This window comes from Serratia sp. CY71090, from assembly GCF_052166845.1.
GTDB lineage: Bacteria > Pseudomonadota > Gammaproteobacteria > Enterobacterales > Enterobacteriaceae > Serratia > Serratia nematodiphila.
Window position 1 is genome coordinate 150025 of the sequence record NZ_JBJNOA010000004.1, and the last position, 25499, is coordinate 175523.

28 protein-coding genes are annotated in these 25499 nt (G+C 61.7%); 11 read left to right on the forward strand and 17 right to left on the reverse strand.

Going from position 1 to position 25499, the window contains the following annotated elements:
* Positions 1–30 precede the first annotated feature (30 nt).
* From yrbN to yedF, 4 genes are all read left to right on the forward strand, one after another.
* Positions 31–105: a protein YrbN gene (gene yrbN, locus ACJ8OK_RS10425; protein WP_223182019.1), complete on the forward strand. Its 75-nt coding sequence runs from the start codon at positions 31–33 to the stop codon at positions 103–105.
* Positions 95–2017, forward strand: a complete 1923-nt coding sequence (locus tag ACJ8OK_RS10430) for a DEAD/DEAH family ATP-dependent RNA helicase (RefSeq protein ID WP_004933492.1) — start codon at positions 95–97, stop codon at positions 2015–2017. Before yrbN ends, ACJ8OK_RS10430 begins: the two co-directional genes overlap by 11 nt.
* Positions 2018–2163: 146 nt before the next feature.
* Positions 2164–3378, forward strand: a complete 1215-nt coding sequence (gene yedE / locus ACJ8OK_RS10435; protein WP_411750303.1) for a selenium metabolism membrane protein YedE/FdhT — start codon at positions 2164–2166, stop codon at positions 3376–3378.
* Entirely contained in the window at positions 3375–3614 is a 240-nt protein-coding gene (gene yedF, locus ACJ8OK_RS10440) for a sulfurtransferase-like selenium metabolism protein YedF (protein ID WP_004933486.1), read from the forward strand. The genes yedE and yedF overlap by 4 nt, the downstream gene beginning before the upstream one ends.
* A gap of 37 nt (positions 3615–3651) precedes the next feature.
* Here the strand turns inward: yedF and ACJ8OK_RS10445 are convergent, their stop codons facing one another.
* The gene (locus ACJ8OK_RS10445; protein WP_033633542.1) at positions 3652–4665 is read right to left on the reverse strand and encodes a luciferase-like monooxygenase; all 1014 of its coding nucleotides are present in this window, start codon (positions 4663–4665) and stop codon (positions 3652–3654) included.
* Positions 4666–4896: 231 nt separating this feature from the next.
* Here ACJ8OK_RS10445 and ACJ8OK_RS10450 point away from each other — a divergent pair, with 231 nt between their 5' ends.
* The 3 genes from ACJ8OK_RS10450 to ACJ8OK_RS10460 are packed head-to-tail and all read left to right on the forward strand — an operon-like array spanning position 4897 to position 8143.
* On the forward strand, positions 4897–5868 hold the full coding sequence (locus ACJ8OK_RS10450) for an HlyD family secretion protein (protein ID WP_004933479.1): 972 nt from the start codon (positions 4897–4899) through the stop codon (positions 5866–5868).
* Complete coding sequence (locus ACJ8OK_RS10455; RefSeq protein ID WP_015376418.1) at positions 5850–7004, forward strand: ABC transporter permease; 1155 nt, start codon at positions 5850–5852, stop codon at positions 7002–7004. The genes ACJ8OK_RS10450 and ACJ8OK_RS10455 overlap by 19 nt, the downstream gene beginning before the upstream one ends.
* A complete protein-coding gene (locus ACJ8OK_RS10460; RefSeq protein ID WP_033631631.1) occupies positions 7001–8143 on the forward strand; it encodes an ABC transporter permease in 1143 nt (380 codons plus the stop codon). Before ACJ8OK_RS10455 ends, ACJ8OK_RS10460 begins: the two co-directional genes overlap by 4 nt.
* Positions 8144–8353: 210 nt before the next feature.
* Here ACJ8OK_RS10460 and ACJ8OK_RS10465 read toward each other — a convergent pair whose 3' ends face one another.
* Positions 8354–9232 carry a U32 family peptidase gene (locus ACJ8OK_RS10465; protein ID WP_442530565.1) on the reverse strand — a complete coding sequence of 293 codons (879 nt, stop codon included), beginning with the start codon at positions 9230–9232 and terminating at the stop codon, positions 8354–8356.
* Between the two features lie 11 nt (positions 9233–9243).
* Positions 9244–10239: a ubiquinone anaerobic biosynthesis protein UbiU gene (gene ubiU / locus ACJ8OK_RS10470; protein ID WP_015376422.1), complete on the reverse strand. Its 996-nt coding sequence runs from the start codon at positions 10237–10239 to the stop codon at positions 9244–9246.
* Positions 10240–10497: 258 nt separating this feature from the next.
* Between ubiU and ubiT the strand changes: the two genes are divergently transcribed.
* Both ubiT and ACJ8OK_RS10480 read left to right on the forward strand, forming a co-directional pair.
* Positions 10498–11019 carry a ubiquinone anaerobic biosynthesis accessory factor UbiT gene (gene ubiT / locus ACJ8OK_RS10475; protein WP_049187007.1) on the forward strand — a complete coding sequence of 174 codons (522 nt, stop codon included), beginning with the start codon at positions 10498–10500 and terminating at the stop codon, positions 11017–11019.
* Positions 11013–11516 (forward strand): GNAT family N-acetyltransferase, encoded by a 504-nt coding sequence (locus ACJ8OK_RS10480; RefSeq protein WP_261238951.1) that lies wholly within the window; start codon positions 11013–11015, stop codon positions 11514–11516. The genes ubiT and ACJ8OK_RS10480 overlap by 7 nt, the downstream gene beginning before the upstream one ends.
* Here the strand turns inward: ACJ8OK_RS10480 and ACJ8OK_RS10485 are convergent.
* The 5 genes from ACJ8OK_RS10485 to speFL form a co-directional block, all read right to left on the reverse strand.
* Complete coding sequence (locus ACJ8OK_RS10485; protein WP_033631635.1) at positions 11503–11799, reverse strand: GIY-YIG nuclease family protein; 297 nt, start codon at positions 11797–11799, stop codon at positions 11503–11505. The genes ACJ8OK_RS10480 and ACJ8OK_RS10485 overlap by 14 nt on opposite strands.
* A gap of 136 nt (positions 11800–11935) precedes the next feature.
* A complete protein-coding gene (locus ACJ8OK_RS10490) occupies positions 11936–12454 on the reverse strand; it encodes a nuclear transport factor 2 family protein (RefSeq protein WP_004933453.1) in 519 nt (172 codons plus the stop codon).
* A gap of 502 nt (positions 12455–12956) precedes the next feature.
* A complete protein-coding gene (gene potE, locus ACJ8OK_RS10495) occupies positions 12957–14273 on the reverse strand; it encodes a putrescine-ornithine antiporter (RefSeq protein WP_028127578.1) in 1317 nt (438 codons plus the stop codon).
* A 62-nt stretch (positions 14274–14335) separates the two neighbouring features.
* Complete coding sequence (speF, locus tag ACJ8OK_RS10500; RefSeq protein ID WP_015376427.1) at positions 14336–16498, reverse strand: ornithine decarboxylase SpeF; 2163 nt, start codon at positions 16496–16498, stop codon at positions 14336–14338.
* A gap of 273 nt (positions 16499–16771) precedes the next feature.
* Positions 16772–16876, reverse strand: coding sequence for a leader peptide SpeFL (speFL, locus tag ACJ8OK_RS10505; protein ID WP_004933443.1), 105 nt, complete (start codon positions 16874–16876; stop codon positions 16772–16774).
* 433 nt (positions 16877–17309) lie between these two features.
* Here speFL and ACJ8OK_RS10510 point away from each other — a divergent pair, with 433 nt between their 5' ends.
* Complete coding sequence (locus tag ACJ8OK_RS10510; RefSeq protein ID WP_442530566.1) at positions 17310–17750, forward strand: YhbP family protein; 441 nt, start codon at positions 17310–17312, stop codon at positions 17748–17750.
* 30 nt (positions 17751–17780) lie between these two features.
* Positions 17781–18413: an NAD(P)H-binding protein gene (locus ACJ8OK_RS10515; protein WP_261238953.1), complete on the forward strand. Its 633-nt coding sequence runs from the start codon at positions 17781–17783 to the stop codon at positions 18411–18413.
* On the opposite strand, the gene phnP is transcribed toward ACJ8OK_RS10515, so the two are convergent.
* From phnP to phnH, 9 genes are read right to left on the reverse strand one after another with little or no spacing between them, the layout of a single operon-like run.
* Complete coding sequence (gene phnP / locus ACJ8OK_RS10520) at positions 18370–19152, reverse strand: phosphonate metabolism protein PhnP (RefSeq protein ID WP_166730529.1); 783 nt, start codon at positions 19150–19152, stop codon at positions 18370–18372. The two genes, ACJ8OK_RS10515 and phnP, sit on opposite strands and share 44 nt — an antisense overlap.
* A gap of 12 nt (positions 19153–19164) precedes the next feature.
* Positions 19165–19767, reverse strand: a complete 603-nt coding sequence (locus ACJ8OK_RS10525) for a DapH/DapD/GlmU-related protein (RefSeq protein WP_015376431.1) — start codon at positions 19765–19767, stop codon at positions 19165–19167.
* Positions 19764–20333, reverse strand: coding sequence for a ribose 1,5-bisphosphokinase (gene phnN / locus ACJ8OK_RS10530; protein ID WP_060558424.1), 570 nt, complete (start codon positions 20331–20333; stop codon positions 19764–19766). The genes ACJ8OK_RS10525 and phnN overlap by 4 nt, the downstream gene beginning before the upstream one ends.
* Positions 20333–21469, reverse strand: coding sequence for an alpha-D-ribose 1-methylphosphonate 5-triphosphate diphosphatase (gene phnM, locus ACJ8OK_RS10535; protein ID WP_442530567.1), 1137 nt, complete (start codon positions 21467–21469; stop codon positions 20333–20335). Before phnM ends, phnN begins: the two co-directional genes overlap by 1 nt.
* Positions 21469–22173, reverse strand: coding sequence for a phosphonate C-P lyase system protein PhnL (phnL, locus tag ACJ8OK_RS10540; RefSeq protein WP_442530568.1), 705 nt, complete (start codon positions 22171–22173; stop codon positions 21469–21471). Before phnL ends, phnM begins: the two co-directional genes overlap by 1 nt.
* A gap of 16 nt (positions 22174–22189) precedes the next feature.
* A complete protein-coding gene (phnK, locus tag ACJ8OK_RS10545) occupies positions 22190–22978 on the reverse strand; it encodes a phosphonate C-P lyase system protein PhnK (RefSeq protein ID WP_033631641.1) in 789 nt (262 codons plus the stop codon).
* A complete protein-coding gene (locus tag ACJ8OK_RS10550) occupies positions 22978–23838 on the reverse strand; it encodes an alpha-D-ribose 1-methylphosphonate 5-phosphate C-P-lyase PhnJ (RefSeq protein WP_004933420.1) in 861 nt (286 codons plus the stop codon). The genes phnK and ACJ8OK_RS10550 overlap by 1 nt, the downstream gene beginning before the upstream one ends.
* A complete protein-coding gene (locus tag ACJ8OK_RS10555) occupies positions 23831–24916 on the reverse strand; it encodes a carbon-phosphorus lyase complex subunit PhnI (protein ID WP_442530569.1) in 1086 nt (361 codons plus the stop codon). Before ACJ8OK_RS10555 ends, ACJ8OK_RS10550 begins: the two co-directional genes overlap by 8 nt.
* A complete protein-coding gene (phnH, locus tag ACJ8OK_RS10560) occupies positions 24916–25497 on the reverse strand; it encodes a phosphonate C-P lyase system protein PhnH (protein WP_033631645.1) in 582 nt (193 codons plus the stop codon). The genes ACJ8OK_RS10555 and phnH overlap by 1 nt, the downstream gene beginning before the upstream one ends.
* Positions 25498–25499: the final 2 nt, after the last annotated feature.

Consider the following 25499-nt stretch of genomic DNA (forward strand, 5'->3'; position numbering starts at 1 on the left):
ATTTGAGCCGGTTCACACTTTTCAATGAAAATGACTGAAAATTTTCTCGACGAGTTATGTAGACTGGCTGCCATTATTAATGAGGCACGTGTACATGACGACTGAGTTTGAAACCTCTTTTGCCGATCTGGGGCTGTCTGCTCCAATCATTTCCGCCCTGAACGATCTGGGCTATGAAAAACCATCTCCGATCCAGGCTGAGTGTATTCCTCACCTGTTGAACGGCCGCGACGTGCTGGGCATGGCACAGACCGGTAGTGGTAAAACTGCAGCGTTCTCGCTGCCGCTGCTGCACAACCTGCAGGCAGATTTGAAAGCACCTCAGATCCTGGTGCTGGCGCCGACCCGCGAACTGGCGGTTCAGGTTGCCGAAGCGATGACCGATTTCTCCAAACACATGAACGGCGTCAACGTGGTAGCCCTGTACGGCGGCCAGCGTTACGACGTGCAGCTGCGCGCTCTGCGCCAGGGCCCGCAAATCGTTGTGGGTACCCCAGGTCGTCTGCTGGACCACCTGAAGCGCGGCACCCTGAACCTCTCTAACCTGAGCGGCCTGGTGCTGGATGAAGCCGACGAAATGCTGCGCATGGGCTTTATCGAAGACGTAGAAACCATCATGGCTGAGATCCCGGCTGAACATCAGACCGCGCTGTTCTCCGCTACCATGCCGGAAGCGATCCGTCGCATTACCCGCCGCTTCATGAAAGAGCCGCAGGAAGTGCGCATCCAGTCCAGCGTGACTACCCGTCCGGACATCAGCCAGAGCTACTGGTCGGTCTACGGCATGCGTAAAAACGAAGCGCTGGTGCGTTTCCTGGAAGCCGAAGACTTTGACGCGGCGATCATCTTCGTCCGTACCAAGAACGCGACCCTAGAAGTGGCCGAAGCGCTGGAGCGCAGCGGTTACAGCAGCGCCGCGCTGAACGGCGACATGAATCAGGCGCTGCGTGAGCAGACCCTGGAGCGCCTGAAAGACGGTCGTCTGGATATCCTGATCGCGACCGACGTTGCGGCCCGTGGCCTGGACGTTGAGCGCATCAGCCTGGTTGTCAACTATGACATCCCGATGGACTCCGAGTCTTACGTTCACCGTATCGGCCGTACCGGCCGTGCGGGTCGCGCCGGCCGTGCGCTGCTGTTCGTGGAAAACCGCGAACGCCGCCTGCTGCGCAACATCGAACGCACCATGAAGCTGACCATCCCTGAAGTGGAGCTGCCAAACGCAGAACTGCTGGGCGAGCGTCGTCTGGCCAAGTTCGCGGCGAAAGTTCAGCAGCAGCTGGAAAGTAGCGATCTGGATCTGTACCGCGCACTGCTGACCAAACTGCAGCCGGAAGAAGAGCTGGATATGGAAACCCTGGCCGCAGCGCTGCTGAAAATGGCTCAGGGCGAACGTCCGCTGATCCTGCCGCCGGATCCGGTCTTCAAACCGCGCCAGCGCCGCGAGTTCAACGACCGTGACGATCGCCGCGGTGACCGTGGCGACCGTCGCGATAGCCGTGACGGCGACCGTCCGCGTCGCGAACGTCGTGACGTTGGCGAAATGCAACTGTACCGCATCGAAGTGGGCCGTGACGATGGCGTAGAAGTGCGTCACATCGTTGGCGCTATCGCTAACGAAGGCGACATCAGCAGCCGTTACATCGGTAACATCAAGCTGTTCGCTTCCCACTCCACCATCGAGCTGCCAAAAGGCATGCCGGGCGAGATCCTGAATCACTTCACTCGCACCCGCATCCTGAACAAGCCGATGAACATGCAGCTGCTGGGCGATGCACAGCCGTTCGAACGTCGCGAGCGTCGTGACGGTGGCAACGGTGGCGAGCGTCGCGGCAACGGTCGTCCGTTCAACGGCGAACGTCGCGAAGGCGGCCCGCGTCGCTCCTTCGGCGAACGTCGTGAAGGCGGTAACGGCGGCGAGCGTCGTGGCGGTAACTACAACCGTGACGGCAAGCCGGCGCCACGCCGTGATGACGGCGCACCGGCAGCACCACGTCGTCGTTTCGGCGACGCGTAATCGCCGATTCACCGTTCGCGGTGAAGCGCTCTGAAAAACCAGCCTGCGGGCTGGTTTTTTTATGCCTGAAAGTTGCCGTCAAACGCCCCTGAATGGCGTATCATTCATAAGGTTTTTTCTTACGGATGATATGCACGGGAGATGCCATGAGTTGGCAGCAGTTTAAATCTCAATACCTGGTGCGCTTTTGGGCGCCGCTGCCGGCGGTGATCGCCGCCGGGATCCTCTCTACCTACTACTTCGGCATGACCGGCACCTTCTGGGCGGTGACCGGCGAATTCACCCGCTGGGGCGGCCATGTGCTGCAGTGGTTCGGCCTGCACCCCGAGCAATGGGGCTATTTCAAGGTCATCGGCCTGCAGGGCACGCCGCTGGAGCGCATCGACGGGCGCATGATCATCGGCATGTTCGCCGGCTGCATCGCCGCCGCGCTGTGGGCCAACAACATCAAACTGCGTCAGCCGCAGCACCGCATTCGCATCGTGCAGGCGCTGCTGGGCGGCATTATCGCCGGCTTCGGCGCACGCCTGGCGATGGGCTGCAACCTGGCGGCGTTCTTCACCGGCATTCCGCAGTTCTCGTTGCACGCCTGGTTCTTCGCGCTGGCGACCGCCGCCGGCTCCTACTTCGGCGCCAAATTCACGCTGCTGCCGATGTTCCGCATTCCGGTCAAATTGCAAAAGGTGAAGGCCGCCGCGCCGCTGACGCAGAAGCCTGAGCAGGCGCGCCGCCGCTTCCGGTTGGGCATGGCGATCTTCGGTCTGGCGGTGGCCTGGTCGCTGTGGACGCTGTTCGATGCGCCGAAGCTTGGCATCGCCATGTTGTTCGGCATCGGCTTTGGCCTGCTGATCGAGCGCGCGCAGATCTGCTTTACTTCGGCGTTCCGCGATCTGTGGATCACCGGCCGCACCCACATGGCGAAAGCCATCATCATCGGCATGGCGGTGAGCGCCATCGGCATCTTCAGCTATGTGCAGCTCGGTGTGGCGCCGAAGATCATGTGGGCCGGCCCGAATGCGGTGCTGGGCGGTTTGCTGTTCGGCTTCGGCATCGTGCTGGCCGGCGGCTGCGAGACCGGCTGGATGTACCGCGCCGTGGAAGGGCAGGTGCACTACTGGTGGGTGGGGTTGGGCAACATCATCGGCGCTACGCTGCTGGCCTATTACTGGGACGACCTGGCGCCGGCGCTGGCGACCGACTACGACAAGATCAACCTGCTCGACACCTTCGGCCCGATCGGCGGCCTGCTGGTGACTTACCTGCTGCTGGCGCTGGCCTTCGCCGCCATGCTGTGGTGGGAGAAACGCTTTTTCCGCGCCCTGCCTGAGGCGCAGGTGGTGAATTTGAGGAGCATGCCATGAAAGAGACGACGATAGTGCCGGACTACCGGCTGGACATGCTGGGTGAGCCTTGCCCGTACCCGGCGGTGGCGACGCTGGAGGCGATGCCGCAGCTGAAGCCGGGGGAGATCCTGGAGGTGATCAGTGATTGCCCGCAGTCGATCAACAACATCCCGCTCGATGCGCGCAATCACGGCTACAAGGTGCTGGATATCCAGCAGGACGGGCCGACCATCCGCTATCTGATCCAGCGTTAACGCCGAGGCGGTGGGGTTCCCACCGCCTTTTCGCTTTTTAGCCCTTCACGATGTCGCCTTTCACGCCGGCGACGATCTCGAACGAACGCAGCCGCGCCTGATGATCGAAGATCTGGCCGTTGACCATGATCTCGTCGGCATCGGTTTCACGCAGCAGCGTTTGCAGCCCGTGACGCACCGTTTTTTCATCGCCGACGATCGACATCCGCAGCGCCTGTTCGACGCCGTATTGCTCACCGGCGGTCCACAGCGCGTGGATGTTATCCACCGGCGGCGGCAGCGGGCCGGGCGAACCGCGGCGCAGATTGATGAACTGCTGCTGCATCGAGCTGAACAGGAAGCGCGCGTCGCGGTCGCTGTCGGCGGCGATCACGTTGACGCACACCATGGCGTGCGGCTGCGCCAGCTGTTTGGAGGGTTTGAAGTTCTCGCGGTACAGCTGCAGCGCCTGGAACAGCATATCCGGGGCGAAGTGCGAAGCGAAGGCGAACGGCAGGCCGAGCTGCGCCGCCAGCTGTGCGCTGTAGAGGCTGGAGCCGAGCAGCCAGAGCGGCACATGCAGCCCCTGGCCCGGCACTGCCTGCACCGGCTGGCCGGGCTGCGCGTCGCAGAAGTAGTTTTGCAGTTCCTGCACGTCGCGCGGGAAGGTATCCACATCGCCGGACAGGTGGCGGCGCAGCGCCATCATGGTGCGTTGATCGGTGCCGGGCGCGCGGCCCAGCCCCAGATCGATGCGGCCGGGGTAGAGCGATTCCAGGGTGCCGAACTGTTCAGCGATCACCAGCGGCGCATGGTTCGGCAGCATTACGCCGCCGGAGCCGAGGCGAATGCTCTGGGTGCCGGCGGCCAGATAGCCCAGCAGCACCGAGGTGGCGGCGCTGCCGATGCCGGTCATATTGTGGTGCTCGGCCAGCCAGTAGCGCTGGTAGCCCCAGCGTTCGGCGTGTTGCGCCAGATCCAGCGAACAGTGGAAAGCGTCGCGCGCCTTGGCCCCTTGCGGGATTGGCGATAAATCCAGTACCGAAAGCGGTACGGCAGTGTGTTCAGTCATGACATCGTCCATCAGAGAGTGGATCGCTTAAAGGGCGATTGCAGGGATCTGCATACTAAAAGGCCGAAAAAAGATGCTTTTTAGTGTTAAAAGCATAATCCAATTTATAGTTATAAAAGAGGAGATATGTGCTTGTGATATCCTCATGAGTGCAATGGTGTTTTTTGGAGCAATTTGAGACATGGAAATGATGATCCCCGCCCGCCGCTTACCGTTCCGGGAGCCGATATAATGAAAAAAAAGACGCTGTTTACCCTGTTGCTGATGATGGTGGCGATCGCATTGGCGATCCTGTTCCGCGCGCACAATCAGGATCTGTTACTGCAGGGTGAAGTGGATGCCCCCGAAGTGATCGTCGCATCCAAGGCGAAAGGCCGGGTTGTTGAACGCCTGATCGAACGCGGCGATGACGTGAAAAGCGGCCAGCTGATCATCCAACTCGACAGCCCCGAACTAATGGCGCAACTGCGTTCCGCGCAGGCGACGCGCGACGAGGCCAAAGCGCAGCTCGAGCTGTCGCTGCACGGCACCCGTGAAGAGAGCATCCGCAACCTGCGCGCCAACCTGGCGCAGGCCGAGGCGCAGTACCGCAATGCGCAAAACGACTACAACCGTAACCTGAGCGTGGCCGGCAAGGGCTATATCTCGAAGTCCGAGCTGGACGCTTCGCGCCGGTCGCGCGACACCGCCTTCCAGCAGGTGCAGGCCGCCAAGGCCAACCTGGATGAAGGCATCAACGGCGACCGCGTCGAGCAGCGGCAGCAATATGCGGCGGCGCTGCGGGCGGCGGAAGAGAACCTGCTGCAGATCCAGGCGCAGAGCGACGATCTGCAGGTGAAAGCGCCGGTGGACGGCGAAGTGGGGCCGATCCCGGCCGAAGTGGGCGAATTGCTGAACGCCGGCAGCCCGCTGGTGACGTTGATCCGGGTGCCGGACGCTTACTTCGTGTTTAACCTGCGTGAAGACATCCTGGCCCACGTGCGCAAAGGCGACAAGGTCAAGCTGCGGGTGCCGGCGCTGAAGGACAAAATGATCGACACCGAGGTGCGCTACATCGCGCCGCTGGGGGATTACGCCACCAAACGCGCCACCCGCGCCACCGGCGACTTCGACCTGAAAACCTTCGAAGTGCGCCTGTATCCGTCACAGCCGGTGGACGGCCTGCGTCCGGGGATGAGCACCTTATGGCAATGGAAAGAGTAAGGGCCGGCTGGCGCTGCTTCAGTCACGCGTTCGACAAAGAGTGTCGCGTCGCCTTTCGCAGCCCGGTGGTGCACTGGCTGAGCTGGATCTTTCCGCTGATCCTGTTTGCGCTGATCAGCAGCAACTTCTCCGAAGGCACGCTGCTCGATCTGCCGGTCTCGGTGGTGGACAGCGATCACAGCCCGCTGTCCAAATCGCTGACGCGCCGGCTGGACGCCGGTTCGCACGCCCACGTCGAGGCATACGGCGGCGGGCTGCCGGAGTCGCTGAGCCGCCTGCGCAGCGCGCAGGATTACGCGTTGCTGTATATCCCGCCGGACTTTGAGGCCAATGCGCTGTCGGGCAAACAGCCGAGCGTGGTGATGTACTACAATGCGCTGTTTTACGGCGCCGGGCTGTACTCCACCCAGGACTTCGGCGGCCTGATGAACGAAATCAACGCCAGCACCCGCAGCATCATCGCCACCGAGATGGGCAAGACGCTGCCGCCGTTGGCGGACGTGACGCTCTCCTACGGCAGCCTGTTCAACGCCAGCGGCAGCTATATCTATTACCAGCAGTTCGCCGCCACCATCCACCTGCTGCAGCTGTTCGCGGTGACCTGCATGATCTATGTGCTGGCACGCAGCAAGTCGCTGCTGCAGGCCAAGCCGTTCAGCCTGGCGCTGCTCGGCAAGCTGGCGCCGTACACGCTGTGTTTCACCACCCTGCTGATGGTGGAGATCGCGGCGCTGGTGGGCATCTTTGACGCCCGCGTCAGCGGCAACCCGCTGTTTATGCTGATGATCGGCCTGTTCTATGTGATGGCGGCGCAGAGCATCGGCCTGCTGCTGTACACCTTTACCGGCAGCACCATCACCGCCTACAGCCTGATCGGTATTTTGGTCAGTATCGCGATGACCTTCTCCGGCATGGCGGTGCCTGAGCTGTCGATGCCGCTGCCGGCGCGCATCATTTCCAACATCGAACCGCTGACCCACGCGCTGTACGCGATGTTTGACGTGTTCCTGCGGCAGGTGCACGCCAGCGCCATCTTCAGCGTGTGCGCGCTGCTGGCGGTCTATCCGCTGGTGGCCGCGCTGCTGGTGCGCAATCGCCTGCCGGCGCGGCTGGCAAAAGAGGGGAGCGCCGGATGAAGCTTTATTGGCAAACCTTCGTTAAGGTGCTGCTCGGCATGCTGGAGCGGCCGGTGTGGCTGATGCTGATCCTGTCGCTGTGCATCATGAGCCTGGTGTACGCCAACCGCACGGTGTGGGATCTGCCGGTGGGCGTGATCGATCAGGATCACAGCACCGCCAGCCGGCAGCTGATCCGCCAACTGGACGCTACCTCCAAGATCGCGATTGAAACCTACGATAGCCTGGAACAGGCACAGCGCGATCTCAGCTGGCGCAAGCTGTTTGCGGTGATCATCATGCCGGTGGATCTGGAGAAGAAGATCCTCAGCGGGCAGAACATCGTGGTGCCGATGTACGGCGACGCCACCAACCGCCTGGCCAACGGCCAGATCCAGCAGGACGTGGTGGCGGCCTATCAGCAGCTGCTGACGCAATACAACAACGGGCTGCTGCTGCGCAGCGGCTTCAGCGAACGGCAGGCGCAGATACTGCTGACGCCGATACTGGGGCAAACGCTGGACGTGTTCAACCCCGGCATCAGCTTTGCGGCGATCATCTTCCCCGGCCTGCTGGTGATGCTGTTGCAGCACTCGCTGCTGATCGCCTGTATCCGCGTCAATATCGCCATGAAGAGCATGCCCGGCGGCAAGGCGCCGCTGGCGGCGCACCTCGGCGGGCTGACGGCGCTGCTGCCGATCTGGCTGTTCCTGTCGATCGTGTTGTTCGTGCTGTGGCCGTGGGTATTGGGCTATAGGCAGACGGCGAACATCGCCGAGCTGCTGCTGCTGACCTTCCCGTTCCTGCTGGCGGTATTGGGGCTGGGCAAGCTGGTGACAGAATGTCTGCGCAGCGTCGAGATGATCTACCTGACGCTGGCGTTCATCACCACGCCGATCTTCTACCTGTCCGGCACTATCTGGCCGCTGCAGTCGATGCCGGCCTGGGTGCGTGCCATCTCGTACAGCATTCCCTCCACCTGGGGCACCAAGGCGATCGCCGGCGTCAACCAGATGGGGCTGTCGCTGAATGAGGTGTGGGGCGACGTCGCCATGATGCTGGTGCTCGGCGTGGTCTATACCCTGCTGGGCTTCGGCGTCGGTTTCTTGCGCAACAGCGTGGCGCTGCGCGGGATGTTCAGGAAACGGCGGGCGAGTTGATCCCCTCATTGACCCTTTTTTTGGCGACTATAATTAATGCTTTTAATTTCAATAAAATGCATTCTTTGCCGGAAAAAGGGGGGTGGGGTGAGTAAAGGCTATTACCTTTTGCTCTCAGTAGGTTAGGATCACTTACTAACTGTTCACTGCCGTACAGGCAGATCTAATGAGCACCACAATGGGTGCCCATTTGTTGAATGCAAGGGGGCTTCACCCCACCAACTCCAGCCCCGCCACGCGGCGCCAGTAGCCGTTGCAGTCGGCGCGGTCGATCAAGTTCAGCGGCTGCTCGCCGCGCTCGTTGGCGCGGAAGGCGTCGATCTGCGCCAGCGTCTCGGCGCCCTGCGGCGACAGCCGCACGATGTCCACCAGCTCCTGCATGCTCGGCAGCTCGTTGCCGAGGTTGTAGCAGTAACCGCTCATGGTCTGGATGCCGTTGAGCACGAACACCTGCTGTTGCTCCTGGGAGCGCATCATGCGGCCCTGCGGATATTTGATGCAGCAGGTTTCGCACTCGTCCTTGCCGCGGTTCTCCGAGCGGGCGGTGAAGCAGCGCGCCGAGTAGGCCAACGGCAGGTGGCCGTAGCTCAGCACCTCCACCTCGAAATCGTGGCGGAAGCCCAGCTCGTCGCACTGCGTCAGCAGGTTGGCCAGCCAGTCGCGCGACAGCTCGACCGGCATGCACCAGCGCACCATGCCCTGGCGGCGCAGCAGGCGCAGGGTATAGGCGTTGTAGCAGTTCAGCGCATGGCCGGCGACGAACGGCAAGCCGCGTTCCGCCGCCATGTTCACCGCGCCCAGATCGTTGGCTTCCAGCAGGAACTCGCCGTTCTCCACATAGCGTTTCAGCTCATTCAGCTCGGACGGCGCCTGCAGCAGCGCCAGCGTGGAGATAACCACCTGTTTGCCGCTGCGGGCGATCTCGCGCGCCAGCGCCAGCCAATCGCTGACCTTCATCTCGCGCCGTTTGGTGCAGACGCTCTCGCCAAGGTAAATGATGTCGGCGCTGCTCTCCGCCGCCTGTTGATAGAACGCCGTGATGTCGGTTTTCGGCCAGTAGTAGAGTACCGGCCCCAGTGCGTATTTCATGTTTCCTCCGGCTACTGCCATTTGCGGTGATAGGCGCCCAGCGTGGTCTGGGTGCCCTCGGACATCGCGCCCAGCGTCTCCATCCAGGCGGCGTCGGCGCGGTAGGCGGCCGGATCGGCCTGGCAACGGTCGATCGCCTGGCGCCAGACGCGCGCCACCTGGCTGACGTAAGCCGGGCTGCGCTGGCGGCCTTCGATCTTCACCGAGGCGATGTTGGCGGCCAGCAGCTCCGGCAGCAGCTCCAGCGTATTGAGGCTGGTGGGCTCTTCCAGCGCGTGGTAGCGCACGTCGTCCACCAGATAGCGGCCCTTGCACAGCGTCGGGTAACCGGCGTTTTCATGGTCCTGGTAGCGGTCGATCAGCACGTCGTTCAGGCGCGACTCCATGCCCTGCGGGGTTTGCTGCCAGCGCACGAAACGCGCCGGCGAACAGGCGCCGACGGTGTTCGGCGACTCGCCGGTCAGGTAGGAAGAGAGATAGCAGCGTCCTTCGGCCATGATGCACAGGCTGCCGAAGGCGAACACTTCCAGCGGCACCGGGCTGGTGCGCGCCAGCTGTTTCACCTGATGCATCGACAGCACGCGCGGCAGCACCACCCGGCCCACCTCGAAGTTGCGCTGGTAGAAACGGATCGCCTCTTCGTTGGTGGCGGAGGCCTGCACCGAAACGTGGCGCTCCAGCTGAGGGTAGCGCTGGGCGGCGTATTCCAGCATCGCCAGATCCGCCAGAATCAGCGCGTCGGCGCCCAGCTGGGCGGCCATATCCACCGCGCGCTGCCAGCGGGCGTAGCCGTCGGGATGGGCGAAGGTGTTGATGGCGATATGCAGTTTACGGCCGTGGCGATGCACGTAATCGACCGCTTCCTGCAGCTTTTTCTCGGTGAAGTTGAGGCCGGCGAAGTGGCGCGCGTTGGTATCGTCTTTCAGCCCGATGTAAACGGCGTCGGCGCCGTTATCTACCGCGGCCTTCAGGGCCGGCAGGTTGCCGGCGGGGCAAAGCAGCTCCATAGATTTATCCTGGCTTAGCCGTGCGCCCGGCCGGGCGCACGCTGTCTTTAAAGGTTGCCGGCGGCGGTGTTCCGCCGGCAAACGCGAATCGGGGAGGCCATTTTAGGCAAAGGAGCACGCACAGGTTTTGATTTGGGGCAGCTTATGGCGTATTGATAAACATGGCGGTGAAATGCACTATTTGTTGATATAGACCGCTGAAGCCGCGCGCCAGTGTGGCAAAATAGCGGTAGTCCGTATTGAAAGGAGTGGATGACCGTGTTGGAACAACTACGAGCACGCCTTGTGCGCCAGGGGCCGTCGCTGCTGCGCATCCCGCTGAAATTCACGCCGTTCGCCCTGCAGCGCCAGCTGCTGCAACAGGTGCTGAGCTGGCAGTTCCGCCAGGCGTTGGCGGATGGCGAACTGGAATTTCTCGAATCGCGCTGGTTAAAGATCGAAGTTCGCGATCTGGCGCTACACTGGTTTATGACGGTAGAAAACGACAAACTGGTGGTCAGCCAGCACGCCGAAGCGGACGTCAGCTTCAGCGGCGACGCCAACGATCTGATCCTGATCGCGGCGCGCAAGCAAGATCCGGATACGCTGTTCTTTCAGCGTCGGCTGCAGATTGAAGGGGATACCGAATTGGGCCTGTATGTGAAAAATTTGATGGACGCCATCGAGCTGGAAAGCATGCCTGCGCCGCTGCGCATGGGGCTGCTGCAGTTGGCTGATTTTGTCGAAGCAGGGCTGCAGGAGGGCACGGCGTCGGCTTCCCGTGTGGCGGTATCATGCTGATCCGCGTAGAGATCCCGGTAGACGCGGCGGGCATCGACGCCTTGCTGCGCCGCGCCTTTGGCCGCGACGACGAAGCAGACCTGGTGCAACAGCTGCGCGAAGACGGCCTGCTGACGCTGGGCGTGGTCGCCACTGACGACGAAGGCGGCGTAGTGGGTTATGCCGCGTTCAGCCCGGTAGACGTGGCCGGCGAAGACCGCCAATGGGTGGCGCTGGCGCCGCTGGCGGTTGACGAAAGCCTGCGCCGTCAGGGGCTGGCTGAAAAGCTGGTGTACGAAGGCTTGGACTCGCTGAACGAATTCAGCTACGCCGCGGTGGTAGTGCTGGGCGATCCGGCCTATTACGGCCGCTTCGGCTTCAAACCGGCAGCCGCCTATGGCCTGAATTGTCGCTGGCCGGACATGGAAAGCGCATTCCAGGTGTATCCGCTGGCGGAAGACGCTCTGAATGGCGTCAGCGGCGAAGTGGCTTTTTCGGCGCCGTTTAATCGCTTTTAACCACCGGCAACAAATCCTCCAATGACAGCGGCGGGTGATTCACCAGCCGCTCTTTTTGTATTTTGCTCAGCTGTTTGACGCGGTATTCCAGCTTCAGCGCCGTTGAGCGATCCCCCACCTGGCAGTGAAACGCCAATGTCAGCTCCCCTTTACCGCGCAGCGCCTTGGCGCCTTTGCCGGCCTGATGTTGCGCCAGGCGGCGCGCCACGTCGGTGGTGATGCCGGTATACAGCATGCCGCTCGGTAAACGCAGCATATAGAGATACCAGTGGGGTAAGTCCATCATTGGGGTCCTGTGCAAGGGTAGAGATGACATCAGGCCGCCATAGCTAAGCGCGGCATCTCTATTTTGTCACGATTTAACGATGGATTTCACCACTGGCGGAACGGTTTGTTTATTCCGTCTTGACGATAAGGGATTATTTTACACCCACGGTAAATTTGTTTTCTTCCCCTTTATGATGCTGAATTGTCCACTCGCCACTGACGCGGAATGAAGCCGCGGAAGCATAGGTGTCTTCCATAAACTGGAAATAAACGATTTTTCCGTCTTTGACCTGCGCTTTTATTGCGAAAGGAGAGGTGAACTGATGGCCTAGCGCTACTGAGGTATAGGTGAATTGACCAAATACGGCCACGGTGCCTCCGTCGGCAAGAATGTCACCGATCGTGAAGTCGTTTATTTCCCAGTAAGTTCCGACATTTGAAAAGGTATCGATGTAAACCTGTCGCCCTTGAGAAGTGCCCGCCCAGGGCTCGATCTGTTTGAGCTCTTTGTTTTCAAAGTTCAAGGAAGTATAAACCGCGTTTTCATCGATAAGACGCATGGCGGCATTGGTGACGTCTTCCTTTGCCGTGTTCATCAAGAATGCATAAACCACATCTTTTGGCAGTTGAGTCTCTTCTGCTTTCACAATGAGTTTTTCATTGTTTTTCATATAAACCTCGTCACGTGACTTCCGGGGTGAATAATTGGCCGTTTATTCCGATGATGAGCCGGTGATTGGTTGTAAATCAACGATGATCATAGCACCGCCGGAAAGCAGTGCAGATGATAGAAAGTGCTTAGGCGTTCGGGAAATAAAGTCTCTGTAAAACGGCATTAATCATCATAACACCATATTAAATAATGGTTTTTATTTACGGTGAAGGCGTTGGCGCACATGGGGTGACGAAGCGAGAACGCTGTTTTAAATGGATTTATATAAGCGGTATCAATGATGTTTTGATGCTTTTTATTTATGAATGGCGGTAGTGAACAGGAATTATGCTTGGTGGCTTGGATTTACTGATAATAAAGCCCGAGAGTAAGAAAGAGAGTGAGTCATTCCAGTCACTAGAGCGGCGTGGGCGACAGAGAGCGTCGGCTGGCCAGGGTTGCGATGAGGTGATATTGCGCCCCATCACAATCCCATCCCCGGCCGCCGGAGCCTTACCGCTTTACCCCTTTTTTCCCGCCAGCTCGAAGCGCGGCGAGACGATGCCGTACAGCGTCCAGCCGAGGAAGGTGGCGATGGCGCCCCACATCATCGCTTCCTCACCGGAGCTGTAGAGCGCGTAGAAGCTGTACAGCGCGCCGATGCCGGCGATGATATTGGCGATGCGCGCCTTGTTGTCCGGCACCTTCGCCACTTTCTGAATAATGACCAACGCCGCCATCGACAGGATGTACGGGATGATGTTGGTCACCACCGCCAGGTTCACCAGCACGTTGAACTGCTTGTTCAACGATGGGCTGATGGTCATCAGCGACAAACCGCTCTGGATGACGACGATGGTCAGCATGCCTTTAACCGGCGCGTCGGCCTTGCTCAGCTTGGAGAAGATTTTCGGGAAGAAGCCGCTGTCGGCGGAGGATTTGAACACCTGCGCGATGGTGAACTGCCAGCCGAGCAGCGAGCCGACGCAGGACATCACCATCAACGCCATGATGATCTTGCCGACTGTCGGGTTGAACATGTGGGAGAACGCCAGCCCGAACGGGGCGGTGGAGTTGGCCAGATCCATGTTCGGCACGATGCCGGCGATCACGTTGGTCGAAACGATATAGATCACCGCCGCGCTGAGGGTGCCGCCCAGTACGGCGATCGGCACGTTGCGCTCCGGATTTTCCACCACGTCGGTATTGGCGCAGGCGGATTCCAGCCCCAGGAATGCCCACAAGGTCATCGAGATCGAGGCGCCGATGGCTTCGAAGGTCGGCACCTGATGCGGGTTCCAGGCGGCGACGTAGGCGCTGCCGCTGAACCAGTACCAGCCGATGACCGAGATGCCCACCACCGGAATGATCACGCCCCAGACGGTGATGCCGCTGATTTTGCCGGTAATGCGCGCACCGCCGAAGTTGGCGACGGTCGCAAGCCACAGCACGCCGATGGTGGCGATGCAGATCCCCAGTGGGCTGAGCGTAGCGCCAAACAGCTCGGTGCCGTAGCCGACGGCGGAAATGGCGATGGCGATATTGGCGATCAGCAGCGAAACGCCATAGGTGTAGTTCGCCATAAAGTTGCCTGATTTACCGAAGGCGTATTCGGCGTAGCCGCCCATGCCGCCGGATTTACGGCTGAACATGCCGCATTTGGCGAAGGCGTAGGCCAGCGCCATCGAGCCGACGGCGGTCACCAGCCAGGAAACGATCGAAATCGTGCCCACTTCGGCCAGCTTGGTTGGCAGCATAATTATGCCGGAACCCATCATATTCACGGCGGTCAGGATCGTTAATTGCACGACCCCCATTTTATTATTGGACTTACTCATGATCATTTTCTCTTTTAGGATGCGATCCGGGCGGCGAGAATAATCGCCGCCCCGTAAGGTGATTAATTTTTCATGACGTAGCCGTAAGCGCGGTTCCAGCCGTCCTCATCCTGTTGGATATAAACGCCCTGCAATTCCGGTGCGAATCCAGGCAATAAGTTGATGCCTTCTTCCAGTGCCAGGAAATAACGCTGCGCGGCGCCGCCCCAAATTTCGCCGGGCACCACGCACAGCACGCCTGGTGGGTAAGGCAGGGCGCCTTCGGCGGCGATGCGGCCCTCGGCCTTGGCCAGCGAGACCAATTCCACATTGCCGCGCACGAACTCGGTATTGGCGTCCTGCGGGTTCATCACCACGCGTGGGAAATAGCTTTTGCGGAACATCTCTTTTTGCAGTTCTTTAACGTCATAGCTGACGTAAAGGTCGTGCATTTCCTGGCACAACTGGCGGATGGTGTAGTTTTTGTAGCGCTGCTGGTGGTTTTTATAGACCGCAGGCAGCACCTCGCTGAGCAATGAGTTTTGCTCGATGTGCTTCTCGAAGCGGGCGATCAGGGCCACCAGGTGCTGCATCTTGGCGATGTCTTCCGCCGGCGTCAGCAGGAACAGGATCGAGTTGAGATCGCATTTTTCCGGCACGATGCCGTTTTCACGCAGGTAGTTGGCCAGAATGGTCGCCGGGATGCCGAACTCGCTGTAGCTGCCGGTCGCGGTATCGATGCCCGGCGTGGTGAGCAGCAGTTTGCACGGATCGACGAAGTACTGCGATTCGGCATAGCCCTCAAAAGCGTGCCATTTTTCGCCGGGCACGAAGTTGAAGAAGCGCAGATCGTTGGCCATCGCCGCGGTGTCATAGGCCTGCCAAGGCTTGCCGTCGATCTGATCCGGCACGAACGGTTTGATCATCGTGCAGGTATCCAGCAGCATTTTGCGCGCTTCGATGCCCACGCGCACACATTCTTGCCACAGGCGCTGGCCGCTCTTGCCCTCGTGCATCTTGGCGTTGACGTCCAGCGCGGCGAACAGCGGGTAGAACGGGCTAGTGGAGGCGTGCAGCATAAAGGCGTTGTTGAAGCGCTTGTGGTTGCAGTAGCGGCTCTGCCCCTTGATATGCTTGTCTTTTTTGTGGATCTGCGAGGTCTGCGAGAAACCGGCCTGCTGTTTGTGCACCGACTGGGTGACGATGATGCCGGGATCGTTTTCGTTCAGCTCCAGCAGCAGCGGCGAGCAGTCTTTCATCATCGGAATGAACTGCTCATAGCCCACCCAGGCGGAGTCGAACAGGATGTAGTCGCACAGGTGGCCAATTTTGTCGACCACCTGGCGGGCGTTGTAGATGGTGCCGTCGTAGGTGCCGAGCTGGATGATCGCCAGGCGGAACGGGCGGGCTTCGTTGGCGCGTTCCGGCGCCACTTCGCGGATCTGTTGGCGCAGGTAGCGTTCGTCGAAGCAGTGCGCGTCGATGCCGCCGATAAAGCCGAACGGGTTGCGGGCGGTTTCCAGGTAAACCGGCGTAGCGCCGGCCTGGATCAACGCGCCGTGGTGGTTGGATTTATGGTTGTTGCGGTCGAACAGCACCAGGTCGCCGCGCGTCAGCAGGGCGTTGGTCGCCACCTTGTTCGAGGCCGAGGTGCCGTTGAGCACGAAGTAGGTCTTGTCGGCGTTGAACACCTTGGCGGCGTGCTGCTGCGCGGCGCAAGGCGCGCCTTCGTGGATCAACAGATCGCCCAGTTTGACGTCGGCGTTGCACATGTCGGAGCGGAAAAGCGTTTCGCCGTAGAAGTCGAAGAACTGGCGGCCCGCCGGGTGTTTGCGGAAGAACTCGCCGCCCTGGTGGCCGGGGCAGGCGAAGGTGGCGTTGCCCATTTCCACATACTGCGTCAGCGTGTTGAAGAACGGCGGCAGCAGCTCGCTCTCATATTTGGCGGCGGCGGCCTCCAGCTGTTTGCCGTAGAACTGGGTATTCTTGCCGCACAGTTCAAACACGCCGTGCAGCGCCGGCAGTACGGCGTTATCCAGCTCTTCTTCGCAGCAGACGGCGACGAACAGCGGAATGTTCAGGCCGTGTTCTTCGATGCGCGCCACCATGCCTTGCGCGACGTCGTCTACCGACAGCACGATGGCGGCGACGTCATTGAAATCGCTGTGATGCACATCGACGATGTCGCGTTCAGTTTCAAAGCAGCCGAGGGTTTGGGTGTTGGCGGCAATTTTTAATTTTTTCATTTTTCTCATTCTTCAGGCAAAGGCATTCCGCCGGCAAATAATTTCATTTGCCGTTAACGCCTTCACGAAAATAAAGGTGTGCGAGAACCCAGTGATGCCGAAAGGCATTAACTGTGTTCGCTGTTTTATTTATCCTGGATGCGCTTGGCCGAAATTAAAAATGTGTTGCGTGTCCTTCCCGCTTAGCGAGAAAAAGACATTATCACCGGAGTGCGGAGAATAAAGTGAAACGCAAAGACACTCTTAACAACGGCGTAAGAGCGAGGGGGAGGGTTATCTGTAGTTGAAGAATGCGAAGCTAAAGCAGCTGCGATGAGCCATCATCATAATATGGGTTGTACGCCTGATGTGCGCCATTTTTCGGTTATTGTTTTCCATTTTCTAATCCACCTTGCTGAGTGAAAAGATGGCGCTATTTTAGCGCAAGATGCACTAAAATTTGTGATTAGAATCACATAAATGCCGGTTTTTATAAATAACTATTCACCGGTTATGCAATGTGTTGCATAAGTATCATCCAGACGCAGAGGTTGGCATGTAAATGAATTGCTAATGTTCTCGGGCCTTGAGCGCTTAATTTTGATGCCGCTCGAGAAGGAATAAAAAAAGCGGTCAAATAACCGGCTGCATAACGATCAAATAAATCCGCATTGTGTTATTTATGTTATCAACCTGCTTTATGCTAAAATAAATAAAAATTCACTATCTTTGTTTTTATATTCACTTTTGTTTTTTGGTGATTATCGTTATTTGTGACTCGCCTCAACAACGCAGGGTAAGATGAAGTGAGTGAACAGGGAGGCGAGTAACCTTGAATACCCCAGAACAACGGCAGCAGATTGCGGATTTTATCGGTAAACAACACGTCTTGACGCTGTGCGCCGGCGACGGCCTCGACATGTGGTGCGCCAACTGTTTTTACGTGTTCGACGCCGCGACGATGGCGCTGTGGCTGATGACCGAACCGCACACCCGCCACGGCGGGCTGATGCTGAACAACGGCCGGGTGGTCGGCACCATCGCGCCGAAGCCGAAAAGCATCGCGCTGATCCGCGGCGTGCAGTACCGCGCCGAGGCGGCGCTGCTGAGCGGCGAAGAGGCCGAGGCGGCGCGCGCACGTTACTGCAAGCGCTTCCCGATCGCCAGGGCGATGAAGGCCTCGGTTTGGCGGCTGGATCTGCACGAGGTGAAGATGACCGACAACACCCTCGGCTTCGGCAAGAAGCTGCACTGGGCGCGGTCTATACTTTAAGTCGACATAGCCATTACAACGGGAGATCGCATGGCGCGAGCACTGTTAGTCGGCGCAACCGGGCTGGTGGGGCGCGAGTTGCTGCAGCTGTTGCAAAGCGATCCGCAGGTAACGGCCATCGTGGCGCCGACGCGCACGCCGCTGCCGCCGCACGGCAAGCTGACCAATCCGGTCGGCGATGCGCTGTTCGAGCTGCTGAGTAGCCTGCAGCAACCGGTCGATCTGGTGTTCTGCTGCCTGGGCACCACCCGCCGGGCGGCGGGCAGCGCCGATGCCTTCCGCTACGTCGATTATCAACTGGTGGTGGAGAGCGCGCTGACCGGCCGCCGGTTGGGGGCGCAGCACTGTCTGGTGGTGAGCGCGTTGGGCGCCAATGCGGATTCTACCTTCCTGTATAACCGCACCAAAGGCGAAATGGAGCAGGCGCTGCGCGAACAGCGCTGGCCGCGCCTGACGCTGGTGCGGCCTTCCATGCTGGTGGGAGAGCGCCCGGCGCCGCGCCTGATGGAGCGCCTCACGCTGCCGCTGTTCAGGCTGCTGCCCGGCAAATGGCGCGCGGTCGCCGCCAAAGACGTGGCGCAAACGCTGCTGCAGCAGGCGTTCACGCCGGGCGAAGGGGTCAGGGTGCTGGAGTCGGATCGGCTGCACTGCTACCGAGACTGACGCTGAGGTGATCGAACGCCAGCTCTAGCCCGGCGGGCAGTTCATTGTCCAGCAGCCACCGATCGAGATGATGGCTGATGTGCGTCAACAGCGTGCGTTTGGGCTGCAGCAACCGCTGCGTCTCCTGCGCACGGGTCAGATCGTTGTGGTTGCGCGGCGCCTGCGGCTGAGGCGGCAGGCTGCAGTCGAGCACCAGCAGATCCAGCGCCACGTTCTGCAGATAGTCGGCGGTGGCCGGCGGCAGGCCGACGGTGTCGGTCAGGTAGGCCAGCGCAGCGCCCGCCGCCTGGATCAGATAACCGTGGGTCAGTTTGGAGTGTTGCAGCGGCAGCGGGGTGATGCGCATGCCGCCCAGTTCGACGGTGGCGAAGGGCGCCAGCGGCGGCTGAAACGCCAGAATGCCGGGGTGTTTGAACAGATCGTCGCAGCCCTGTTCATCCGGCGGGCCATACACCGGAATGGAATTTCCGCACCCCCAACGCAAAGGAAATAACCCCTGAACGTGATCCATGTGGTAATGTGTCAGTAAAAAACGTTGAATTTGCCCCGCCGAAAATCGCCGCTCCAAAGTCGGCAATCCCGCATCCAATAAGGTCGTTTCCCCCTGATAGTTGAGCATGGCGCTGCACGCCCGCCGCCGAAATGCCGGCTCGCGCCGCGCCCGTTGGCAGATCGGGCAGTCGCAGCCGAACACCGGCACCTGCTGCGCGCCGCCGGTGCCGAGAAAGGTCAGTTGCATCGCTCCCCTCCGTTAAAGGTACTTCTGCGCAAAGCGGTTGATGTCGCGAAAATCCGCCAGCCGCGCCTGCAGCGTGGCGTGATCCCAGTGCCACCACTGGCTGCGTTCGATACGCTCTATCAGCGCATCGTCAAAGCGCATGCCGATCTTTTTGGCCGCCACGCCGGCGACGATGCTGTAGGGTTCCACGTCTTTGGTGACCACCGCCGCGCTGCCGATCACCGCGCCGTTGCCGACGCTGACGCCCGGCATCAGAATGGCGTTATGGCCGATCCACACGTCGTGGCCGACGGTGACGTGGTGCTCGCGCCGCCAGTCGAAGAACGCTGCGTCATCTTCCCCCAGCCCGTATTCGGAAGCGCGGTAGGTGAAGTGGTGCTGCGCGATGCGCTGGTAGGTCGGGTGGTTGCCGGGATTGATGCGCGCATAGGAGGCGATGGAGACGAACTTGCCGATAGTGGCGTAAAAGATCTGGTTGTGTCCGGCGGTGTAGGAGTAGTCCCCCATCTCCACCTCTTCCAGGATCGCATCGTCGGCCAGATGCACATACTGGCCGAGCCGGGTGCGGTTAAGGGTCACGTTGTCGCCGATTTTCGGCTGGGCGAAGTCGTTCATGGCGTCGCGTCCTGAGTTTGTCGGGTAGAGGTCGGCAGCAGCGCCAGCAGCGCCGCCAGGGTGTCGTCGAGTGGACCGTCGTTGTGCAGCACCCGGCAGCCGGCGGGCAGGCTCTGCTGATATTCCGCCGCCCGCGCCAGCCGCTGCTCGATCTGTTCGGCGCTTTCCCGCCCGCGATCCTGCAGGCGCCGGCGCAGGATCGCGGCGCTGACCTGCAGGCACACCGGCAGCAGCTGCTCACCGTAGCGCTGCTGCGCCTGCGGCAGGTGGGCGCGCGAACCGTTGACCGCCACGTCGATCCCCTGCAGCAGCCAAAGATCCACTTCGATCCCGAACGCGTAGCGCTGCTGGTGCGCCTGCCAGTCGAGCGCAAACAGCCCCTTGGCGCGGCGGCGCAGAAATTCGGGTTCGCTCAGCGCGATGTGATTCTCGCAGCCGGCGTCCGCCGGCCGGGTGATGTAGCGGTGCGCCACCAGCGGCGCGCGGTCGGCGTCGGCCCGCAGCGCGGCCAGCAGGCTGTCCTTGCCTGCGCCGGAAGGCCCCATCAGATAGATGAGCCGCGCCATCAGAACACCTGCCTGCCCTGGCGCCACACGTTCTGCACATAAACGTGCTCGCCGTGCGGCCGCGCCAGCACCAGATCCGCCCGCAATCCTTCGGCGATGGTGCCGCGATCCTGCAGATCCAGCGCCCGCGCCGGGTTGCGGGTGATCATGCGCACCGCCTGGGGCAGATCGTAGGCGTTGCGTTCGTCCGCCGCGAGGCGAAACGCCGCGTCCAGCAGGCTGGCCGGGTAATAATCGGAAGAGAGAATGTCCAGCACCCCCAGCGCCGCCAGGTGGTGCGCCGCCACGTTGCCGGAGTGGGAGCCGCCGCGCACGATGTTTGGCGCGCCCATCAGCACCTGCAGGCCCTGCTGGTGCGAGGCGCGGGCGGCCGCCTCGGTGGTGGGGAACTCGGCGATGGCGCTGCCCAGCGCGCAGGATTCGGCCACGTGCGCGGCGGTGGCGTCGTCATGGCTGGCCAGCGAGATACGGCGCGCGCGGCAGTGGGCGGCGATCGCCTCGCGGTTCGGCGCGGCCCAGCGGGCGGACAGGGCAACCTGCTGCTCCTCGTACTCGCTCATCTGCTGGTCGTTGAGGTGGTATTTGCCCTGATAATATTCGTGATACTTTTCGCGCGAGGCGAACTGGCGCTGGCCCGGCGAATGGTCCATCAGCGACACCAGCGACACGCCCGGCTTGTCCATCAGCTGTTCGAACAGCGGCAGGGTGCTCTCGTGCGGCAGCTCGCAGCGCAGGTGCAGCCGATGCTCGGCGCGGTTCACCCCGGCGCGCTGGCTGTGGATCACCGCATCGATCATCTTCTGCAGGTTTTCCAGCCGGTGGCCGCCGTCGCGCACGTCGCCGATCGCCACCGCGTCCAGCACCGTGGTGATGCCGTTGGCCACCATCAGCGCATCGTGGCTGCTCATCGCCGAATGGGCCGGCCAGTCGACGTTCGGGCGCGGGGTGAAAAACTTGTCCAGGTTGTCGGTATGCAGCTCGATCAGCCCCGGCAGCAGCCAGCCGCCGTCGCCGTCCAGCGCCTGCGGCAGCCGGCTCGGGCCGTCGGCGAAGCTGCGGATCACGCCATCCTGCATCTCCAGCGAGCCTTGCACCACCTGGTCATCCAGCACCAGCTTAACGTTATTGACGATCATCAGAGGGCCTCCAGCGCCTGTGGCGCCTGCATGTCATAAAGCCGGTCGGCGACCTGTCGGCGGACGCCTTCATCGTGAAAAATGCCGACGATCGCCGCGCCGCGCGCCTTGGCGCGTTCGATAAGCTGCACCACCGCCGCGCTGTTGCGGCTGTCGAGCGAGGCGGTCGGTTCGTCCAGCAACAGAATGGGGTAGTCGACGATAAAGCCGCGCGCGATGTTCACCCGTTGCTGTTCGCCGCCGGAGAAGGTGGACGGCGCCAGCGGCCACAGGCGCGGCGGCACGTTGAGCGCAGCGAGCAGCGCTTCGGCGCGTTCGCGGCACTCGGCGCGCTCGACCCCCTGTTCCAGCAGCGGCTGCATCACCACCTCCAGCGCGCTGATGCGCGGGATCACCCGCAGGAACTGGCTGACCCAGCCCAGCGTATGGCGGCGTACCGCCAGAATCTGGCGCGCGTCGGCGCTGACCATGCCCAGCCAGTCGCCCTGGTGGTTGATCCAGATATGGCCGCTGTCCGGCAGGTAGTTGGCGTACAGCGAGCGCAGCAGGGTGGATTTGCCGCTGCCGGAGTGGCCGTGCAGCACCACGCATTCGCCGCCGTGGACCGTCAGGTTGGCGTCGTGCAGCACCGGCAGGCGGGTGCCGTACTGCTGATGCAGCACAAAGGTTTTACTGAGATGTTCAACTCGGATTTGCATAGTCATCTGTTATCGCCTTGGGTTACGACAGCACCGAAGAAACCAGCAGCTGGGTGTAAGGATGGTGCGGATCGTCCAGCACCCGGTCGGTCAGGCCGCTCTCCACCACTTCGCCCTGTTTCATCACCAGCAGGCGGTGGGCCAGCAGCCGCGCCACGCCGAGATCGTGAGTGACGATCACCGCCGCCAGCTGCATCTCTACCACCAGATTACGCAGCAGATCGAGCAGGCGCGCCTGCACCGATACGTCCAGCCCGCCGGTCGGCTCATCCATAAACACCAGCCTGGGGTGGGTGACCAGATTGCGGGCGATCTGCAGCCGCTGCTGCATGCCGCCGGAGAAGGTGGTCGGCAGATCGTCGAGGCGCGACAGCGGGATTTCGACGTCTTCCAGCCACTGGCCGGCCTGGCGGCGAATGTCGCCATAGTGGCGCTGGCCGATGGCCATCAGCCGCTCGCCGATGTTGCCGCCGGCGGAGACCTGCGGCCGCAGCCCGTCGAGCGGGTGCTGATGCACCACGCCCCAGTCGGTGCGCAGCAGGCGGCGGCGATCGCTCTCCGCCATGGCGTATAGATCGTGTTCCTGGCCCGCCTGCGGGCGGTAAAGGATCTGCCCATGCTGCGGCGCCAGCCGCGCCGAGATCGACTTCAGCAGCGTGGTTTTGCCGGAGCCGGATTCGCCGACGATGCCCAGCACTTCACCGGGGTAGATGTCGAACGACACGTCGCTGAAGCCCTTGCCGGGGGCGTACAGGTGGGTGAGCCGGTTCACCGACAGCAGCGGGGTGGTGCTCAAAAGGGGGGAAGTCATCAGTGCTGCGCCTCTTGCGAAGATTGCGCCAGCTGCTGCCGGCAGTAGTCGGTGTCCGAACAGACGAACATGCGGTTGCCCCGATCGTCGAGCACCACCTCGTCGAGATAGCTGTGGCGCGAGCCGCACAGCGCGCAGGGTTCGTCCCACTGCTGCACGCTGAACGGATGGTCGTCGAAGTCCAGGCTCTCCACCTTGGTGAACGGCGGCAGGGCATAGATGCGTTTCTCGCGCCCGGCGCCGAACAGCTGCAGCGCCGGCATCATGTGCATTTTTGGGTTGTCGAATTTCGGGATCGGCGACGGATCCATCACGTAGCGATCGTTGACCTTCACCGGGTAGGCGTAGGTGGTGGCGATATGGCCGTAGCGCGCGATGTCTTCGTACAGCTTCACCTGCATCACGCCGTACTCCTCCAGCGCGTGCATTTTGCGGGTCTCGGTTTCGCGCGGTTCGATAAAGCGCAGCGGCTCCGGGATCGGCACCTGATAGATCAGGATCTGATCTTCGCGCAGCGCGGTTTCCGGAATGCGGTGACGGGTCTGGATCAGCGTGGCCTCCGGCGTGCGTTCAGTGGTTTCCACCCCGGCGACGCGCTGGAAGAAGCGGCGGATCGACACCGCGTTGGTGGTGTCGTCGGCGCCCTGGTCGATCACCTTCAGCACGTCGGCGCGGCCGATGACGCTGGCGGTGAGCTGAATGCCGCCGGTGCCCCAGCCGTAGGGCATCGGCATCTCGCGGCCGCCGAACGGCACCTGATAGCCGGGGATCGCCACCGCCTTGAGGATGGCGCGGCGGATCATGCGCTTGGTCTGCTCGTCCAGATAACCGAGGTTATAACCGGTTAATACTTCACTCATCGCGGGCCTCCTGACGCTCGCTGTATTCCTGCCGCAGCCGCTTGAGCAGCGCCAGTTCGGCCTGGAAGTCGACGTAGTGCGGCAGCTTGAGATGGGAGACGAAGCCGGCGGCCTCGACGTTGTCGGCGTGGGCCAGCACGAACTCTTCGTCCTGCGCCGGGCCGGCGACGCCTTCGCCGTAGTCTGGGCTTTGCAATGCGCGGTCCACCAGCGCCATCGCCATCGCCTTGCGTTCGGCGCGGCCGAACACCAGCCCGTAACCGCGGGTGAAGTGCGGCGGATGATCTTTTGGATCGACGAAGCCGTTGACCATTTCGCATTCGGTCAGCAGGATTTCGCCGATATCGATAGCGAAACCGAGCTCTTCCGGCACGATCTCCACCGAAACGTGGCCGGTGCGGATCTCGCCGGCGAACGGGTGGTTGCGGCCGTAGCCGCGCTGGGTAGCGTAGCCGAGCGCCAGCAGAAAACCTTCGTCGCCGCGCACCAGCTGCTGCAGGCGCGCCGAGCGCGAGCAGGGGTAAACCGGCGGGTTGCGGGTGATGTCGTCCGGCGCGCTGCCGTCGTCCTGTTCCTCGCGCGCCAGCTGCTGGCGACACAACAGATCGAACACGTGGCTGCAGTTGTCCGGCAGCGGTTCGTCGGCCTGCGGCGCGCGCGGCGCTTCACCTTCCGCCAGCAGCGCGAAGTCCAGCAGCCGGTGGGTGTAGTCGTAGGTCGGCCCCAGCACCTGCCCGCCGGGCAAGTCCTTGTAAACCGCCGAGATGCGCCGCTCCAGCCGCATGTTTTCGCTGGCCAGCGGCTCGCTGACCGCCAGGCGCGGCAGGGTGGTGCGATAGGCGCGCAGCAGGAAAATCGCCTCCACCAGATCGCCGCTGGCCTGTTTGATGGCCAGCGCCGCCAGCTCGCGATCGTAGATGCCGCCTTCGGTCATCACCCGATCCACCGCCAGCCCCAGCTGCTGTTCGATTTGTTCCGCGCCGAGCGCCGGCAGCGCCTCGTCGCCGCGCCGCAGCTGTTCCTGCAGCTGGTGGGCGGCCTCAATGGCTTTTTCGCCCCCTTTTACCGCTACGTACATCAGCACACCTCCACGCGGGTGGTCCGCGGGATCGCCAGCAGGCGATCGCCGCAGGTCAGCAAGACATCCAGCCCCAGCGGGAAGTGCTGCGGGCGGTTGACGAGATAATCCAGCAGCGCCGGCGGCAGGCGCGGCGCTATCAGGCGTTGGCTCTCGATGCCGGGGCCGGTCAGGCGCAGCGCGGCGCCGTTCTCCAGCTCGGCGAGCTGCACGATGACCGTGGCGCCGCATTCCGGCGAGATTTCAGTGCCGTGCGGCAACGCCTGCAGATCGGCGGCCTGAACGTGCTCATCGAACAGGGCAAAGCAGACCTCCTGCGCCGTGGCGGCCAGCGGCGCGCCGCTGTGAAAACGAATGTTTGTTAGCACTTGCTCACTTTTAAGCGCAGCGCACAGCTGCAGCGGCGTTTCCTGATCGGCCAGCGTCAGCAGCGCGGCGGTGCTGGCGGCGTTCAGCGGCGCCCAGGCCGGGCCGGCCGGCAGCGTCACCCGGTGGCCCGGTTCGCTCAAGGCTTTAAGAATCAAACGGAAAGCGTGCTGCGATTGGTCTATCGGTTGCTCAAAACCGGTCAATAAACTCATGG

What these genes read in the sequence shown, in the direction of transcription:
- ACJ8OK_RS10430 (WP_004933492.1), top strand. Translation starts at nt 95, where the DNA reads ATGACGACTGAGTTTGAAACCTCTTTTGCCGATCTGGGGCTGTCTGCT.
- yedE (WP_411750303.1), top strand. Translation starts at nt 2,164, where the DNA reads ATGAGTTGGCAGCAGTTTAAATCTCAATACCTGGTGCGCTTTTGGGCG.
- yedF (WP_004933486.1), top strand. Translation starts at nt 3,375, where the DNA reads ATGAAAGAGACGACGATAGTGCCGGACTACCGGCTGGACATGCTGGGT.
- ACJ8OK_RS10445 (WP_033633542.1), bottom strand. Translation starts at nt 4,665, where the DNA reads ATGACTGAACACACTGCCGTACCGCTTTCGGTACTGGATTTATCGCCA.
- ACJ8OK_RS10450 (WP_004933479.1), top strand. Translation starts at nt 4,897, where the DNA reads ATGAAAAAAAAGACGCTGTTTACCCTGTTGCTGATGATGGTGGCGATC.
- ACJ8OK_RS10455 (WP_015376418.1), top strand. Translation starts at nt 5,850, where the DNA reads ATGGCAATGGAAAGAGTAAGGGCCGGCTGGCGCTGCTTCAGTCACGCG.
- ACJ8OK_RS10460 (WP_033631631.1), top strand. Translation starts at nt 7,001, where the DNA reads ATGAAGCTTTATTGGCAAACCTTCGTTAAGGTGCTGCTCGGCATGCTG.
- ACJ8OK_RS10465 (WP_442530565.1), bottom strand. Translation starts at nt 9,232, where the DNA reads ATGAAATACGCACTGGGGCCGGTACTCTACTACTGGCCGAAAACCGAC.
- ubiU (WP_015376422.1), bottom strand. Translation starts at nt 10,239, where the DNA reads ATGGAGCTGCTTTGCCCCGCCGGCAACCTGCCGGCCCTGAAGGCCGCG.
- ACJ8OK_RS10480 (WP_261238951.1), top strand. Translation starts at nt 11,013, where the DNA reads ATGCTGATCCGCGTAGAGATCCCGGTAGACGCGGCGGGCATCGACGCC.
- ACJ8OK_RS10485 (WP_033631635.1), bottom strand. Translation starts at nt 11,799, where the DNA reads ATGGACTTACCCCACTGGTATCTCTATATGCTGCGTTTACCGAGCGGC.
- ACJ8OK_RS10490 (WP_004933453.1), bottom strand. Translation starts at nt 12,454, where the DNA reads ATGAAAAACAATGAAAAACTCATTGTGAAAGCAGAAGAGACTCAACTG.
- potE (WP_028127578.1), bottom strand. Translation starts at nt 14,273, where the DNA reads ATGAGTAAGTCCAATAATAAAATGGGGGTCGTGCAATTAACGATCCTG.
- speF (WP_015376427.1), bottom strand. Translation starts at nt 16,498, where the DNA reads ATGAAAAAATTAAAAATTGCCGCCAACACCCAAACCCTCGGCTGCTTT.
- speFL (WP_004933443.1), bottom strand. Translation starts at nt 16,876, where the DNA reads ATGGAAAACAATAACCGAAAAATGGCGCACATCAGGCGTACAACCCAT.
- ACJ8OK_RS10515 (WP_261238953.1), top strand. Translation starts at nt 17,781, where the DNA reads ATGGCGCGAGCACTGTTAGTCGGCGCAACCGGGCTGGTGGGGCGCGAG.
- phnP (WP_166730529.1), bottom strand. Translation starts at nt 19,152, where the DNA reads ATGCAACTGACCTTTCTCGGCACCGGCGGCGCGCAGCAGGTGCCGGTG.
- ACJ8OK_RS10525 (WP_015376431.1), bottom strand. Translation starts at nt 19,767, where the DNA reads ATGAACGACTTCGCCCAGCCGAAAATCGGCGACAACGTGACCCTTAAC.
- phnN (WP_060558424.1), bottom strand. Translation starts at nt 20,333, where the DNA reads ATGGCGCGGCTCATCTATCTGATGGGGCCTTCCGGCGCAGGCAAGGAC.
- phnM (WP_442530567.1), bottom strand. Translation starts at nt 21,469, where the DNA reads ATGATCGTCAATAACGTTAAGCTGGTGCTGGATGACCAGGTGGTGCAA.
- phnL (WP_442530568.1), bottom strand. Translation starts at nt 22,173, where the DNA reads ATGACTATGCAAATCCGAGTTGAACATCTCAGTAAAACCTTTGTGCTG.
- phnK (WP_033631641.1), bottom strand. Translation starts at nt 22,978, where the DNA reads ATGACTTCCCCCCTTTTGAGCACCACCCCGCTGCTGTCGGTGAACCGG.
- ACJ8OK_RS10550 (WP_004933420.1), bottom strand. Translation starts at nt 23,838, where the DNA reads ATGAGTGAAGTATTAACCGGTTATAACCTCGGTTATCTGGACGAGCAG.
- ACJ8OK_RS10555 (WP_442530569.1), bottom strand. Translation starts at nt 24,916, where the DNA reads ATGTACGTAGCGGTAAAAGGGGGCGAAAAAGCCATTGAGGCCGCCCAC.
- phnH (WP_033631645.1), bottom strand. Translation starts at nt 25,497, where the DNA reads ATGAGTTTATTGACCGGTTTTGAGCAACCGATAGACCAATCGCAGCAC.